This window comes from Mycobacterium sp. NTMscope_Eco_3 (assembly GCF_976985685.1).
Map to the genome: position 1 here is coordinate 2,595,827 of NZ_CDRJYZ010000001.1, position 13,840 is coordinate 2,609,666.

13 protein-coding genes, 1 pseudogene and 1 other annotated feature are annotated in these 13,840 nt (G+C 63.5%); of the genes and pseudogenes, 9 read left to right on the forward strand and 5 right to left on the reverse strand.

Features of this window, described 5'->3' with window-relative positions:
* Positions 1-392: 392 nt before the first annotated feature.
* The 3 genes from AC0KTM_RS11840 to AC0KTM_RS11850 all read left to right on the forward strand — a co-directional run bounded on the left by AC0KTM_RS11840 (position 393) and on the right by AC0KTM_RS11850 (position 2,657).
* Positions 393-1,949: a succinic semialdehyde dehydrogenase gene (locus AC0KTM_RS11840; protein WP_472415578.1), complete on the forward strand. Its 1,557-nt coding sequence runs from the start codon at positions 393-395 to the stop codon at positions 1,947-1,949.
* Positions 1,950-2,034: 85 nt separating this feature from the next.
* A complete protein-coding gene (locus tag AC0KTM_RS11845) occupies positions 2,035-2,469 on the forward strand; it encodes a DUF4383 domain-containing protein (RefSeq protein ID WP_225328524.1) in 435 nt (144 codons plus the stop codon).
* A 53-nt stretch (positions 2,470-2,522) separates the two neighbouring features.
* Complete coding sequence (locus AC0KTM_RS11850; protein WP_008257331.1) at positions 2,523-2,657, forward strand: hypothetical protein; 135 nt, start codon at positions 2,523-2,525, stop codon at positions 2,655-2,657.
* A 21-nt stretch (positions 2,658-2,678) separates the two neighbouring features.
* Here AC0KTM_RS11850 and AC0KTM_RS11855 read toward each other — a convergent pair whose 3' ends face one another.
* Positions 2,679-3,023: a hypothetical protein gene (locus AC0KTM_RS11855; RefSeq protein WP_308193056.1), complete on the reverse strand. Its 345-nt coding sequence runs from the start codon at positions 3,021-3,023 to the stop codon at positions 2,679-2,681.
* A gap of 341 nt (positions 3,024-3,364) precedes the next feature.
* Here AC0KTM_RS11855 and AC0KTM_RS11860 point away from each other — a divergent pair, with 341 nt between their 5' ends.
* The 3 genes from AC0KTM_RS11860 to AC0KTM_RS11870 all read left to right on the forward strand — a co-directional run bounded on the left by AC0KTM_RS11860 (position 3,365) and on the right by AC0KTM_RS11870 (position 6,554).
* A complete protein-coding gene (locus tag AC0KTM_RS11860) occupies positions 3,365-3,634 on the forward strand; it encodes a type II toxin-antitoxin system TacA family antitoxin (RefSeq protein ID WP_023869322.1) in 270 nt (89 codons plus the stop codon).
* Positions 3,635-3,637: 3 nt separating this feature from the next.
* A complete protein-coding gene (locus AC0KTM_RS11865; protein WP_238955962.1) occupies positions 3,638-4,150 on the forward strand; it encodes a GNAT family N-acetyltransferase in 513 nt (170 codons plus the stop codon).
* Positions 4,151-4,268: 118 nt separating this feature from the next.
* Positions 4,269-6,554 carry a DEAD/DEAH box helicase gene (locus AC0KTM_RS11870; RefSeq protein ID WP_225341144.1) on the forward strand — a complete coding sequence of 762 codons (2,286 nt, stop codon included), beginning with the start codon at positions 4,269-4,271 and terminating at the stop codon, positions 6,552-6,554.
* Between the two features lie 155 nt (positions 6,555-6,709).
* On the opposite strand, the pseudogene AC0KTM_RS11875 reads toward AC0KTM_RS11870, so the two are convergent.
* Positions 6,710-7,698 (reverse strand): annotated as a pseudogene (locus tag AC0KTM_RS11875) (IS3 family transposase); the annotation flags it as partial.
* Positions 7,558-7,675, reverse strand: a sequence feature (AL1L pseudoknot). (Overlaps the previous pseudogene by 118 nt.)
* A gap of 132 nt (positions 7,699-7,830) precedes the next feature.
* On the opposite strand from AC0KTM_RS11875, the gene AC0KTM_RS11880 reads away from it, so the two are divergent.
* The 3 genes from AC0KTM_RS11880 to AC0KTM_RS11890 are packed head-to-tail and all read left to right on the forward strand — an operon-like array spanning position 7,831 to position 11,619.
* On the forward strand, positions 7,831-8,913 hold the full coding sequence (locus tag AC0KTM_RS11880) for a tyrosine-type recombinase/integrase (RefSeq protein WP_033717226.1): 1,083 nt from the start codon (positions 7,831-7,833) through the stop codon (positions 8,911-8,913).
* Complete coding sequence (locus AC0KTM_RS11885) at positions 8,883-11,168, forward strand: tyrosine-type recombinase/integrase (protein ID WP_225325992.1); 2,286 nt, start codon at positions 8,883-8,885, stop codon at positions 11,166-11,168. The genes AC0KTM_RS11880 and AC0KTM_RS11885 overlap by 31 nt, the downstream gene beginning before the upstream one ends.
* The gene (locus AC0KTM_RS11890; protein ID WP_007172469.1) at positions 11,158-11,619 is read left to right on the forward strand and encodes a DUF6262 family protein; all 462 of its coding nucleotides are present in this window, start codon (positions 11,158-11,160) and stop codon (positions 11,617-11,619) included. Before AC0KTM_RS11885 ends, AC0KTM_RS11890 begins: the two co-directional genes overlap by 11 nt.
* Here the strand turns inward: AC0KTM_RS11890 and AC0KTM_RS11895 are convergent.
* The 3 genes from AC0KTM_RS11895 to AC0KTM_RS11905 all read right to left on the reverse strand — a co-directional run bounded on the left by AC0KTM_RS11895 (position 11,585) and on the right by AC0KTM_RS11905 (position 13,652).
* Positions 11,585-11,875, reverse strand: a complete 291-nt coding sequence (locus AC0KTM_RS11895; protein WP_238957905.1) for a transposase — start codon at positions 11,873-11,875, stop codon at positions 11,585-11,587. The genes AC0KTM_RS11890 and AC0KTM_RS11895 overlap by 35 nt on opposite strands.
* A 265-nt stretch (positions 11,876-12,140) precedes the next feature.
* Entirely contained in the window at positions 12,141-12,773 is a 633-nt protein-coding gene (locus AC0KTM_RS11900) for a TetR/AcrR family transcriptional regulator (RefSeq protein ID WP_472415579.1), read from the reverse strand.
* Positions 12,774-13,259: 486 nt separating this feature from the next.
* The gene (locus AC0KTM_RS11905; RefSeq protein WP_472415580.1) at positions 13,260-13,652 is read right to left on the reverse strand and encodes a DUF732 domain-containing protein; all 393 of its coding nucleotides are present in this window, start codon (positions 13,650-13,652) and stop codon (positions 13,260-13,262) included.
* Positions 13,653-13,840: the final 188 nt, after the last annotated feature.

The window sequence follows — 13,840 nt, forward strand, 5'->3', positions numbered from 1 at the left end:
GGACAGGGCGGGTTTACGAACCGCGGCAAAGGGGGTCACGTCCGATCTTGTGGATGGTTTACGCGCGAGTGGCGAGGATCGACGCGAGGTCAGATAAGCGGCGAACTTCTCGATCTAGAAAACCGGCCCGCGGGTATGGGGCGGCACGGCGACGCGTCCGGGACCTACCGGTCCGGTGGACGGCCGTATCATCTGTGTGAGAGCACCTGCCTGATCGGCTCGTGGGTTGGTCGATACCTGAGGCTACATGACTTCTCCGACCCTTCGGACTCATCAGCGCCTTCCTCACGGTGATAGCCGCTCGAAACGAGCCCACGGGCACCGGACACGCCTGACATCGCAGAGCCAATAGTCTGGTGTTTTGGACGCCTGCGCTTTTGAGAGGTGACGACATGCCCGCACCGTCAGCCGAGGTCTTCGACCGCCTGCGCCAGTTGGCCACGATCAAGGACGCCACCGCACGCCAGACCAAGACGATCGACGAGGTCTTCACCGGTAAGCCGCTGACCACCATCCCCATCGGCACGGCCGAAGACGTCGAAGCCGCGTTCGGCGACGCGCGCGCGGCGCAGGCCGACTGGGCGAACCGCCCGGTCAGCGAGCGCATCGATGTCATCAGCCGGTATCGCGACCTGGTCGTCGAGAACCGCGAGTTCCTGATGGATCTGCTGCAGGCCGAGGCGGGCAAGGCCCGGTGGGCCGCGCAGGAGGAGATCGTCGACCTGGTGGCGAACGCGAATTACTACGCGCGGGTCTCGGCGGACCTGCTGAAGCAGCGCACGGTGCAGGCGCTGCTCCCGGGAATCGGCAAGACCACGGTGGGTTATCAACCCAAGGGCGTGGTCGGGGTGATTTCGCCCTGGAACTACCCGATGACCCTGACGGCGTCGGACTCGGTGCCCGCGCTGCTGGCCGGTAACGCGGTGGTGCTCAAGCCGGACAGCCAGACCCCGTATTGCGCGCTCGCGTGCGCCGAACTGCTCTATGAGGCCGGCCTGCCGCGGGCGCTCTACGCGATCGTGCCCGGGCCGGGCTCGGTGGTCGGCACCGCGATCATCGACAACTGCGACTACCTGATGTTCACCGGCTCGACCGCCACCGGCAGGCAACTCGCGGAGCACGCGGGCCGCCGGCTGATCGGCTTCTCCGCCGAACTCGGGGGCAAGAACGCGATGATCGTCACGCGCGGCGCCAACCTCGACAAGGCCGCCAAGGCGGCCACCCGCGCGTGCTTCTCGAACGCGGGCCAGTTGTGCATCTCCATCGAGCGGATCTACGTCGAGAAGGACATCGCCGACGATTTCATCGGCAAGTTCGGCGCCGCGGTGCGCAACATGAAGCTGGGCTCCGCGTATGACTTCTCGATCGACATGGGAAGTCTGATCTCCGCGGGTCAGCTGGACACCGTGACGGACCATGTGGACGACGCGAAAGCCAAGGGCGCCAAGGTGATTGCCGGCGGCAAGGCCCGACCGGACGTTGGGCCGCTGTTCTACGAGCCCACGGTGCTGACCGACGTCACGCCGGAGATGGAATGCGCGGCCAACGAGACGTTCGGGCCGGTCGTGTCGATCTATCCGGTGGCCGACGTGGATGAGGCCGTCGAGAAGGCCAACGCCACCGAGTACGGGCTGAACGCCAGCGTATGGGCGGGCTCGTCCGCGGAAGGCCAGCAAATCGCCGCCCGGCTGCGGTCGGGGACCGTGAACGTCAACGAGGGTTATGCGTTCGCGTGGGGCAGCCTCGGCGCACCGATGGGCGGGATGGGCCAGTCCGGCGTCGGGCGCCGCCACGGTCCCGAGGGCCTGTTGAAGTACACCGAATCTCAGACGATCGCGACCGCGCGCGTGTTCAATCTTGATCCGCCGCTTGGCATTCCGTCGACCCTCTGGCAGAAGTCGCTGCTGCCCATCGTGCGGACGGTGATGAAGATTCCCGGGCGGAACTGACGTTCCCCGATTCCAGCGCCCCATTGCCAGGAGCTACTACAGCGCGTAGTATTCGGGCATCTTGCCGCGCACAAGGGGGTGCCATGTGAGGTGGAGTTTCGCCCAGGTCGGGCTGCTGATCATTTGCGTTTTCCACGTCATTCAGGCGGTGATCGGCTTCATCATGAATCCCAGCTTCGCGATCGGGCCCACCGCACCGACGGTCCAGCTGTTCGGAATGGACTACAACGGCTGGCACGCCGTCGCCGGCCTCGCGTTGTTCGCTCCCGGCCTGGTCTTCGCGATGCGCAAGTCGTGGTCGGTGTTGTATCTGCTGCTGGCAGCGATAGCCGGTGCACTGCCGGGCATTTGGGCCTTCTTCTCCCATCGGGTCGCGTTCGTGTTCACCTTTCCCAACAACGTCACCGACGCGGTGGTGCACCTGGTAACCGCGGCGATCATGGTGGCGGTGGCGGGCGTGCAGATCCGGATGGACGGCGGGCTCAAGCGTTCGCTCGCCGACCTCCGGAAGGCACCGTAGGTCTTCAAATTGCGCCGTTGCGGGTAGTCCTTCGGTCGACGAAGGAGATTGCGATGGGCAAGCACTCGGAAAAAGATGACGACGAGCCGAAGGGCGGCCGTCCCGGTCCCGCGGACCACGGCCACGAAGGTGGCATGGCGACCCGCGAGAACGCGCCGGAACTCACCGAGCCGGACCGTGAGGACTGACTGGGTTGAGTTTGGCCGCTGCTACTTGGAGGGGTTTCGGCCTTCCTCGTAGCGGAAGGACGCCACCAAAGCCACGGCCAGCAGGAACAGCAACGGCACGAACACCATCGGATACGCGGCGACCGCGGCCATGGCGATGAGCGAGCCGGGCACCCCCAACGTCAACGCGGCCGTCGGATGCTTCTCGCCCAGGCTGACGATCCTCGCGGGCGCCGCAAGCGCGACCGCGGCCTGCTGATACCGATCCGGCCAATCCCCGTAGTACGAGCAGCGGGTCTCTAGCCCGCAGCCCACGCAGTTGCGCCCGTAGGAGTAGCGGGTTTTGAGGCCGCAGCCCATGCAGGTGTGGGTGATCATCCGGCCCATGCTCTCATCGCGGCCAGTGGCCGCCGCGGGCGAGGCGTTCGACGCGCCCGCCGCGCTCCCATTCGTAGACCTGTGTCGGGCTGACAGGATTTGAACCTGCAACCACTTGACCCCCAGGAAGTGGGGTAGCGCGTTTTCCGAGGTCGCCGGCGGTTTCCGCCGCCATCGCATCGAGCTTCAAGTTAATGGACGTGCAGGCCGTTCGGCATCGCGCATCGCGTGTGGTCCTTGGGTGGTCCCCAGTGCCGATCGCAGCCGTGGCTAGCCCTGTACGTACATCCGCCGTACAATCAGCTAGTCGACAGTGCAGGCAGAGATAGCTTGAGGGGAAGGATGTCGCTGTGGCAGTCAAAACGAAGCGCATCGAGCTTCGCGCGGAGCAAGCGACCTTGGACCGCATCCAGCGCGCCGCCAACCTTGTCCATGAGCAGACCTCGGAGTTCGTGCGGAAAGCTGCGATGCAACGGGCCGAAGACATCCTGCGCCAAGAGCTGGTAACGGCAATGGAGCCCGAACAGTTCGACAAACTGATGTCCTCGCTGGATGCTGCCGACGATGCGCCGCGGCTGGCGGCAGCAGCACGCAAACCAGCGGTCTTCACAAGGCGTTGAACAGTGTTCGAGTCCGCCCGACTCGCTGACGCCCACACGCTGGAAGGGTTCGACTGCGGTAAGGAGTCGCTGAATACCTGGCTCATCGCCCATGCCCGTCGCGCGGACAGCAGCGGGGTCGCGCACGTCTACGTGTGGACCCCGCTCGGCGAACCGAAAGTCAGTGCCTATTTCGCCATCTGCCCCACCGAAGTAGTACGCAACGACGACGGCGTCTCGGGATCCATGGCCGGTGGCTATTCCCGCGTACCCGGATACTTGATTGCCCGCCTGGCGATCGACACGTCGCTGCGGGGTCAGGGATATGGCGAGCAACTGCTTCTGGACGCACTGGGCAAAGCCGTCGCCGCATCGGAAATCGGCGGCGGCCGGCTCATCGTCGTTGATGCTATAGACGACGAGGCGCAATCCTTCTACGAGCACTACCATTTCGTCCCCGTCACGAACCGCGAGCGTCGTCTGGTCATGAAGGTATCCACAGCGGCGAAAGCGCTCGGGGAGCGCTGGCGGCAGTAGACCCTTCCGCCGAAGAGTATGCTGCACAAAGGAGTTGGCCGTTAGCGGTGTCGAGAGTTTCCCCGGTGAGTTAGACACGCTGCGTGCCGACAACGCGCGTTTGCGTCATCTCCTTCAATTGAGTGAGGAACAGGCACGCGCGGCCTCCAGTGACCAGGCGACGCTGACGGGTGCGCCGGCCTCACCGGTGACCATGGGCTCCAGCTCCGCTCATAAGGTGCGGTTCTTCTTCGATTTGTTCCGTTGTCGCACCGATGTTTACGCGCTGCGCTGGGAAAATCGTCGAGATGGCCGTTCAGGTTGGATGCCGGCGATCAAAGGATATTGGCGCAAGGGTATGAACCGGGCCGACGCGCCTTACCTACCACTGACCCCCGAGGTCGTTGATGCCCACCTGCGAGGCGAAACACATATCGGCCTATATCCACTCAGCGATGACGACACCTGCTGGTGGGTCGCGGCCGATTTCGATAAGGAAGCCGCGATGCTCGACGCGCTCGCGTACATGAAAGCGGCTCGGTCCTATGGTATTCCGGCTGCGCTGGAGGTATCACAATCCGGGCGCGGAGCTCACGTGTGGATCTTCTTTGCTCATGCGATCTCGGCGTCGGTCGCCCGCAGCATCGCGACAAGTCTGCTCAGTGAGGCATTTCGCCTGCGTGGCAGCATGCATCTGAGTAGTTATGACCGCTTGTTCCCGTCCCAGGACGTACACACCGGGCGAGGGGTGGGCAATCTGATTGCCGCACCCATGAACGGTAAGCGCCGTCAACACGGCACCACCGTCTTCCTCGATCCCGCTACCCTTGAGCCCTACGAGGATCAGTGGGCATACCTGTCAAGCATCGCCAGATTGTCCACCAAAGAAGTGATCGCGTTGGCGCGTCAACTTCCCGAGCCGCAGATCGGCCATCGCGTCCGGCGTTTGCAGCTGCCGACGTCGTCGCGGATCATCCCGCGGCCGGCGGCAATCGTGCGCGCCGAGTTCACTTCACGACTCACTTTGACTGCTAACGATCTTGGCCCAGCAATGATCTCGGCTATTAAACATGCCGCGTCGATTCGCAATCCGGAATTCGATGCCCGCCAACGTGCTCGCCGCAGCACTTGGGACACACCGCGGTTCCTCTACAGCTACGACGAAACCGCTGAAGGTGATCTCGTCCTGCCGCGCGGCCTCCATCCGCTGCTCACTGAACTCGTCGAATCGGCCGACAGCACGCTACGCATTGACGATAAACGCGTCGCCGGACAAAACCATAACTTCACCTGCGGTACGCCGTTGCGCACCGCGCAGACCAGCGCACTGCGCCAACTCCTCGAACAAGACACCAGCGTCCTTGTCGCACCACCGGGTACCGGCAAGACGGTGATAGCCTGCGCGGCAATCGAATCGCGGTCCACCTCCACTCTGGTCCTCGTCGATCGCAAAGCCCTGGCCGACCAATGGCGCGACCGGATCAGCAGCCACCTCAGTTTCAAGTGCGGTCAAATCGGCGGTGGGCGATCGAAAACCACAGGCATTCTTGATATCGCCTTACTGCCAACGCTTGCCCGCCGCGACAACGTCGAGGAAATCACCGCCAACTACGGATTCGTAATCGTGGACGAATGCCACCACGTCGCAGCGAACGCATTCTTCGGCGTCCTGAGCCGCATGGCCGCGCGGTACTGGCTCGGCCTGACCGCCACCCCGGAACGCCGCGACGGGCTCGAAGACCTGATCTATCACCAACTCGGATCACACCACGTAGCGATCGACCAGTCGGGTACTGGACAACTTCCGGTCGACAGCTCCGACCTCTTTACGCCCCACCCAGTTCTGCACCTGCACCCGACCAAATTCCGTTACCGCGGCGACGCCGACCCCGCCGCACCCGGTGGAATGGCCGAAATCTATCGAGCTCTCGTCGCCGATCACGCACGACTCGACCAAATCGTGGCCGACGTCCTGACCGCCGCCGAAACCGGCGCCAACATCCTGGTGCTCACCACATGGGTCGAGCACCTCAACGCCATCACTGATCGACTACGTACCGCCGGAAAAACTGTCACCGTGCTCAGCGGCGGCATGAAGGCTCGCGAACGCCGCCAGATCGCCGACCAACTTGCCAACCACACGCCCGATTCGGATCCACTCCTCATCGTCGGCACCAGTTCGTTCATCGGGGAAGGCTTCGACTGCCGCGCTCTCGACACACTGTTCCTGGCCGCGCCAATCACCTTCAAGAATCGCCTGGTGCAATACATCGGTCGCGTCACCCGTCCCTACCCCTCGAAGACCACCGCAACCGTGCACGACTACCACGACGAACTCACTCCCGTCATCGCCTCATCGCTAAAGAAACGAGCACCCGGCTACCTCAAGATGGGCTTCCCCGACCCGCGCAAGGTGAGCGGATAGAACAGCGCGCCACCCCACTTGACCAGCGGTCTGTCGGTGTAAGGACTCAGGACATTCTTGACGGGTTGTCGTCAGGAGATGCTTGACGACTTTGGCCGTTAGCTCCTGCCCCTGTGACGTGAAACCGAGTGATTGAACTACCCCAGGTTTAGTTCCTACTCGGTTGCGAGGGCCGGGGTCGGCTGGCTCGCAGGGTGTGAGGTGCCGGTGAGGGCGGCCTCGTACTCGGCGGGTGGAACGTAGCCGAGGGCTTCGTGCAGGCGTTCCTGGTTGTACCAGGCCACCCATTCGGCGGTCGAGAGTTCGACATCATCGATGCACCGCCAGGGCTTGCCGCGGTTGATGAGCTCGGTCTTGTAGGCGGCGTTGACCGCTTCAGCGAGGGCGTTGTCATAACTATCGCCACGCGACCCGACCGAGGGCGCGATCCCCAGTTCAGCCAGCCGGTCGGTATAGGCCAGCGATAGGTACTGGGATCCGCGGTCGGAATGATGAACCAACTCGGATAGATCGGTATTCGACTGCCACACAGCGTGATTGAATGCTTGAAGCGGGAGGTCTTCGGTGCGCATCGTGGCCGAGACCGCCCAGCCAACGATCTTCTTGGTGCACGCATCAGTGACGAACGCGGTGTAACAGAACCCCTGCCAGGTCCGCACGAACGTGATGTCGGCGACCCATAGCCGGTTCGGTGCAGCGGCCCGGAATTGGCGGTTGACCAGATCGGCCGGCCGGATCGCGGCCGGGTCGCTGATCGTGGTGAACACCGGCTTGCCCCGCTGGGCGCCGCGCAACCCGGCCTTGCGCATCAACCGGCGGGTTTGTTCACGGCCCAGCTGCCAACCACGCCGTGTCATCGCCGCGTGCATCTTCTTGACCCCATACACCGAGTAGTTCTGCCGGTGCACCGCCTCAAGGTCAGCGATCAGCTGCTCATCGCGGATCTCCCGGTCCGACGGTGGTCGGGTCCGCGCGGCCCGATAACCCCGCGAGGTGAGGAATCCGGGGATAGCTGCCCGCAGCACACGGCAGATGAGCTCGACCCCGAACTGATCGCGATGAGCATCGATGTAGGCGATCATTTCGTCGCGGGGCGGTCGAACTCCGCGGCAAAAAACGCAGACGCTGACTTCAAAATCTCGTTAGTTATCTGAGGCCGTGAGGAAGCTGTTCACCATGTAGACGACACGCGTTCGGAGATGCCGGGAAATGCGTTGTGGACCAGTTATCTTCGGTGTCTGTGACGAGTCCTGGGCTGCGGGTGCAGTCGGTGGTGATGCCGTTCGGCGACCGCGAATCGTGGACGCTGGTGGATCAGGATGCGGTGGTGGTGGAGCCGGTCGAGGCGTTCTTGTCGCATCTGCACGCGATCGAGCGCTCACCGAACACGGTCAAGGCCTATGCCCATGATCTGCGGGATTGGTTCGAGTTCCTCGATCGGGGCGGCCTGGTGTGGTCGCGGGTGCGACTGGAGGAGGTGGGCCGGTTCGTGGCGTGGCTGCGACTACCCGCGGCGGGGCGAGTGGGCAATGTGTCAGCGCTGCCGACGGCGGAGAGCATGTGCTCGGAGGCCACGGTGAACCGCAAGCTATCGGCAATCTCGGCGTTTTATGAATTCCATCAGCGCCACGGAGTGGACCTGGGTGATCTGTTGACGACCTGGCAGCGGCATAAGGGACATGGTGGATCGTGGCGACCACTGCTGGCGCACCTGGGATCTCGACCGGAGCGCAGCAGGCGGATCCGGTTACGGGCCCAGCGGCGCATCCCGGACACGCTGGACACGGAACTGGTCGCGGCGATCGTGGCGGCCTGTGATCGGCTGCGGGATCGGTTCCTGTTTTCTCTGCTGGCTGCATCCGGGCTGCGGGTTGGTGAGGCGTTGGGGTTGCGGCACAGCGACATCGATGCGGCTGCTCGGCTGGTGACGGTGGTGCCGAGGGTGAATACGAATCGTGCCCGAGCCAAGGGCGGGGGTCGCCAGGTGCCGGTGCCGGGCGCGGTGATCCGGCTGTATGCGGATTATCTGCATGGCGAGTACGGCGAGCTGGACAGCGATTACGTATTCGTCAACTTGTGGTCCGGTCCTATTGGGTATCCGTTGACGTATGCCAGCGTCTACGATTTGGTCTGCCGATTGCGGGAGCGGACCGGAATCATGTTCGGGCCGCATACTTTTCGCCACTCGTATGCGACAGAGTTGTTGCGCCGCCAGGTGCCGGTCGAGGTGGTGGCCCATCTGTTGGGGCACGCGTCGATCGCGACGACCAGTGACGCGTACGCGCATCTGAAGGTCGAGGACACCCGCCGCGCGTTGGTGGCCGCGGGGTGGCTGGCGGACCGGGATGGGTCGTGGTGAGCGTCGAGGTGCTGGCGCCGCCGATTGAGCCCGGCTGGGTTGCGCGTTTGGGCGCAGCGGTGCGTGCGGAGTTCCGGGTCGAGGTGCTGGTGCCCGCCGTCGCGGATCCGATTCTCGGGTCGCCGGCATGCGCGGTGCCCGGGTGTGTGCGTTCGAGTCGCTACGCCGGGCTCTGCCCGGCCCATCTGGGCCGGTGGAGAAAGGCGGGTCGCCCGGATGACCGACGGGCGTGGGCGGCGACCGCTGATCCAGAGGTGATGGGGTACCGGCCGCTGCAATCGTGCCTGGTGCCCGGTTGCGGCTTCGGGCAGCATCGGTATCGGTTGTGCTACACGCATTCCCACGCCTGGGACAAGGCCGGACGCCCAGTGGTGGATCGGTGGAAGCCGGACGTGGCCGGCACGCCGGCAGCGGTGTGCGCCATCCCGGGGTGCATGTTGTGGGCCGAACTGGACGCCGGGTGGTGTCATTCCCACCACCGGCGGTGGCGGCTGCGTGGTCGCCCGTCGGCGGCGGAGTTCATCGCCTACTGCGCCAGCTACGGCGAGGATCGCTTCGACTTGCGGCCGCTGCGGCCGCAGTTGCGGCTGGAGATCGGCTACGCGCTGCAATGCCGCGTCGACCTGAACCGAACCCGCACCACACCGCGATCGATCAAGCCGCTGCTGGACCACTTGTCGGCAACCGGGGCCGAGTCGCTGCTGGATCGTCCGCTGGCCGACTGGCTGGCCGGGCTGCCGGCCGCGGCGTCGGTCAACACCCCGCGCGCGTTCCTCGGTTACGCGATCGAGTGCGTGCTCGATTTGCGCGACGGGACCGGCTGGGACAGCGAATACCAGCGTGACGTGTGGCGGCTACGGCGGCTCGGTGTTTCCGGCCATGACGGGGCCAAACTGGATTTCACTGCGGTGCACCCAGTCTGGCTTCGAGAGCTGGCCAAACGATGGTGCCGGTGGCGCATGTCGTGCGGAGTCGGGCTGGGGCAGCTACGCAGTGATCGCCTCGCGCTCGTTCGTTTGTCGCAGTTCATGCCCGGACTAGCGAGCTCGTCGGGCCCGGGTGCGCTCGAGCGGGCAGCGCTGGAGGCCTACCTGGCTCGACTGGCCGTTGAGATCCCACAACCGAAGACCCGCAGCGCCGAGATCGGCTGTGTGACCGGGTTTCTGAATGCCGTTCGCCAGCACCGGTGGGCATCGCTGCCGGCCGAGGCGCAGCTGTATCCCAGCGACCAGCCCCGCCGTGACGAGACACCGGCACCGCGGGCGATTCCCGAGTTCGTCATGGGCCAGTTGGAAAGCCCGGCCAACCTCGACCGGATCAGCGACCCGCGGATCCGGCTGCTGGTGGAGGTCCTCATCCGCACCGGCCTGCGCATTGGCGACGCCACCCGGCTGGCGCTGGACTGTCTGGTTCGCGACCCGCAGGGCGCGGTCTATTTGCGCTACCGCAACCATAAGATGCGCCGCGACGCGGTGGTGCCCATCGACGACGAACTCACCGCCATGATCCAGACGCAGCAGGAGCGCACCCGGCAGCGGTTTCCAACCACCGCCGTGTTGCTGCCGCGCAGCAGCGCCAACCCCGACGGACGGCTGCCCATTCCCACCGTGACGTTCCACCTCCAGCTCGGGCAGTGGCTCGAAACATGTGGTGTCACAGATGAACTCGGTCAGCCAGCGCATATCACCGCTCATCAGTTCCGGCACACGGCGGCCACACGATGGATCAACCATGAGGTGCCGCAGGAAGTGGTCCGACGCCTGCTCGACCACACCAGCCACACCATGACCGCCGTGTATGCCCGATTGGCCGACACCACCATACGAGAGCAGTGGGAACGCGCCCAGAAGATCAACATCCACGGTGAGCCGGTCGACATCACCGTCGACGGGCCCCTCGCCGATGGCGAGTGGATGAAGCAGAACCTTGCACGCGCGAAAATAGCGCTGCCCAACGGCTATTGTGGTCTGCCACTACAGAAATCGTGCCCGCACGCCAACGCATGTTTGACTTGTCCGCTGTTCATCACGACCGCCGAATTCCTACCCCAACACCGCAAGCAGCTCGATGACACCCGCACGTTGATCTCGCGTGCTCAAACCGACGGCCACACCCGCCTGGCCGAGATGAACCACACCGTCGAAACCAACCTGCTTACCATCATCGCCACCCTCGAAACCGACCAACGCGACTGCCGGTGCGCTGCAGCGGGCAGCGAAACATGCTGCGGAAAGGAACCATCCGATGCGCCATGACAACAGCCACTACCTCCTCGCCGCTGCCCAACGCCGCCGCGCCGACACCCTCCAACGCGCCCGGCAAGCCCTGCAGGAACTCGGCGAAACCGGCCAGCGGCGCACTATCACACAGATCGCCGCCCTCGCCGGCGTCTCCCGCTCATGGCTGTATGCCCAGCCCGCACTGCGCGACCAACTCCGCCGACTGACCGCCATATCGGAGACGCCCGAGCCGGCACCACCTGCCCCAGTCGAGCGCGGCTCCGACGCCTCCCTGCGCCAACGCCTCACCCTCGCACACGAACGCATCCGCGAACTCGACAACGAAAACCGTCAACTACGAAACCAGATCGCACTCCTGCACGGACAGCTCCGCGCCAACCGCATCGCCGACACCCACATCACGGACACCGTCCACGACACAAACACCCAGATCACGCCCCCAAACAGTCGAGCCCGCCCAAGATAACGTTGGCCCTGCGCAGTTCAGCGTTCTCGCGCTTGAGCTTACGGATCTCGGCATGCTCAGAACTGGTCATGCCCGGCCGTTCACCAGCATCGACTTGGGCCTTGCGTCGCCACCGACGCACCGACTCCTCCGAAATATCGAGTTTGCTGGCGACAGACTTTATGGCCTCGAACTCCGACACTTCCGAGGCTTCCATCACAGTGTCCAACAACCGCAACGCACGCTGCCGAAACTCCGGCGAATACTGACGGGGCATAGCTTCCAATCCTCCTATAAGGATCGGAACTAAACCTGGGGTAGTTCAGTCTTGGCGCAACTACGCCGGCACTGCCGGTGTTTGCTGCCTTCTATGTATGTGTGCGATCGAAGGACCACCGCAAGCAACGGACATGCCCCGTTGGCTTAAGCGAAGTCAGCGCGGCGATCTGTGGCACGCATTAGCAGCGAGTGCGGTGAGGGTCATTGGTCCATCACGCATTGCTTGGCGCGGAAGCGTGGGTGGCTGCACGACAGTAATCTTCTCAGCTGGTTCGCCAGAGCCCGCCTTCCAGAAGTTGCTGGACCATGTCGATGACGGTCGACGTCACCTGGTGGCTACGGACATAACCCGCATATAGGCCCACCCCACAAAGCACGACCATCAGCGTCTCGACCAAGGCCGGCGCATCGATATCCGCGGCGACCTCGTGGCGCTCGATCGCGTCATTGACACCGCGCATAAGAAATTCCCGAGTGATCCGTACGGAATCGTTCTCAACGCTCTTCCATTCCGGATGACTTTGCGATTCAAGTATGGCTGTGATTAGGAATGCCGATCCGGCGGCATTCGTGGAATTCGCTCTGCCCGCCGCGTCGATTAACGCGGTCAGGCGTGCCACAAACGTGTTCTCGCATTCTGCCCGACTAATAACGGCCTCGAGGATAGATTTGTTGGCGGCCCTCAGCACCTCGCGATAAAGCACCCGCTTGCTCGAGAAGTAGTGATTGATGGCCGGTCTGGTCAAGTCAGCGCGTTCAGCGATGGCCTGGAACGTTGCGCCGTCGTAACCGCGTTCGCCGAAGACTGTAAAAGCAGCTTCCATGATCCGCAGCCGCGTCTCATCGGCATTCACGGCGAGCGGGCGTCCTGGCCCTCGCTTCCGTCGTTCTTGCATTTTTAGAGTGTGCCACCAGTCTTCGTGCGGCAACGCGAATTTGACGCTGTACGTTGACCTTTTGAAGCGCTCAAATCGCACTACTTCTGTCCGAGACCTCACCCGACAACTCTGATTGTCGTCACCTCGATCGCGTCCCGGCCTGTAGTAACCGAAAGCCGATGGTGCGCAGCAGTTTAACTGGCTGCTAACACAGGATATTGTTTCGCGTGCGCGCGGCGAAATTACGCCGATCCTTGGAGGGATATGGCGGAAACACCTTTGAAGCGAATTCCGTACCTAGCGGATCGTTGCGGCGACGTCACTGGTTCGGATGCGGGTGCGTCGCGCTTGATGCGGAAGGTGTTGATCGGTCACCGGAATTAGTACCCGAGGACGGCGGCGATCGAATAGTCATGAAGGACCTTACAATCAAGGTGTCGACCACCCGACGTCACGTCGAGCGCCGGGACAGTCAACCCTCTGACTCAGTACGAGAAGACGGACTCAGTAATAGGTACCGGCCGCGGCTGCGCCGTCCGGCGGTTGGTAGCCAGCCGCCGAGTTCCGCAGCTGCCATATCAGCTCAGGACAAAGCAAGTTGACCGCGTACGAGACCAGATAATTAGCCGCGAATTCGTCGTTGGGGGTGACATCACTCTTGACGTCACCCATGACTTGCCCGTAGCCCTCGCCCCGGCCGACCTTGTCGCAAATTCCGTGGCCGTAGCTGAGCGCGTCATTGTCAGGAAATCCGTAATGCCGCCGCACGACCACGTCGTAGACGTACTCGACCTCGGGTGCTGGAGCGGCATGTACCCGCGGCGGTGGCGTTAACAGAAGCCCGCCGACGGCAACTGCGCCGACGATCAAAGCGACCAGCGATTTCCGACTCTTCATGGTTGGCGGCTCGAACGAATGGCCTGCGTCGCCGCAATAGGGTCCAAGAAAACTGCCCCTCGGTCAACCTGTTGAGCCGACCGGCTTCGCAGGGCTATGGGCATAAACCAAGACGTTAAACTATATAACGGATAAGGTCCAGGGATCTCACCGTGCCAGTCCAGCCAGACTAGCTACTAACTAGCCGG

Excerpts from the sequence above, each read along its gene's own strand:
- AC0KTM_RS11840 (WP_472415578.1), top strand. The coding sequence starts at position 393 with ATGCCCGCACCGTCAGCCGAGGTCTTCGACCGCCTGCGCCAGTTGGCC.
- AC0KTM_RS11850 (WP_008257331.1), top strand. The coding sequence starts at position 2,523 with ATGGGCAAGCACTCGGAAAAAGATGACGACGAGCCGAAGGGCGGCCGT.
- AC0KTM_RS11855 (WP_308193056.1), bottom strand. The coding sequence starts at position 3,023 with ATGGGCCGGATGATCACCCACACCTGCATGGGCTGCGGCCTCAAAACC.
- AC0KTM_RS11880 (WP_033717226.1), top strand. The coding sequence starts at position 7,831 with ATGCCGTTCGGCGACCGCGAATCGTGGACGCTGGTGGATCAGGATGCG.
- AC0KTM_RS11890 (WP_007172469.1), top strand. The coding sequence starts at position 11,158 with ATGCGCCATGACAACAGCCACTACCTCCTCGCCGCTGCCCAACGCCGC.
- AC0KTM_RS11895 (WP_238957905.1), bottom strand. The coding sequence starts at position 11,875 with ATGCCCCGTCAGTATTCGCCGGAGTTTCGGCAGCGTGCGTTGCGGTTG.
- AC0KTM_RS11900 (WP_472415579.1), bottom strand. The coding sequence starts at position 12,773 with ATGCAAGAACGACGGAAGCGAGGGCCAGGACGCCCGCTCGCCGTGAAT.
- AC0KTM_RS11905 (WP_472415580.1), bottom strand. The coding sequence starts at position 13,652 with ATGAAGAGTCGGAAATCGCTGGTCGCTTTGATCGTCGGCGCAGTTGCC.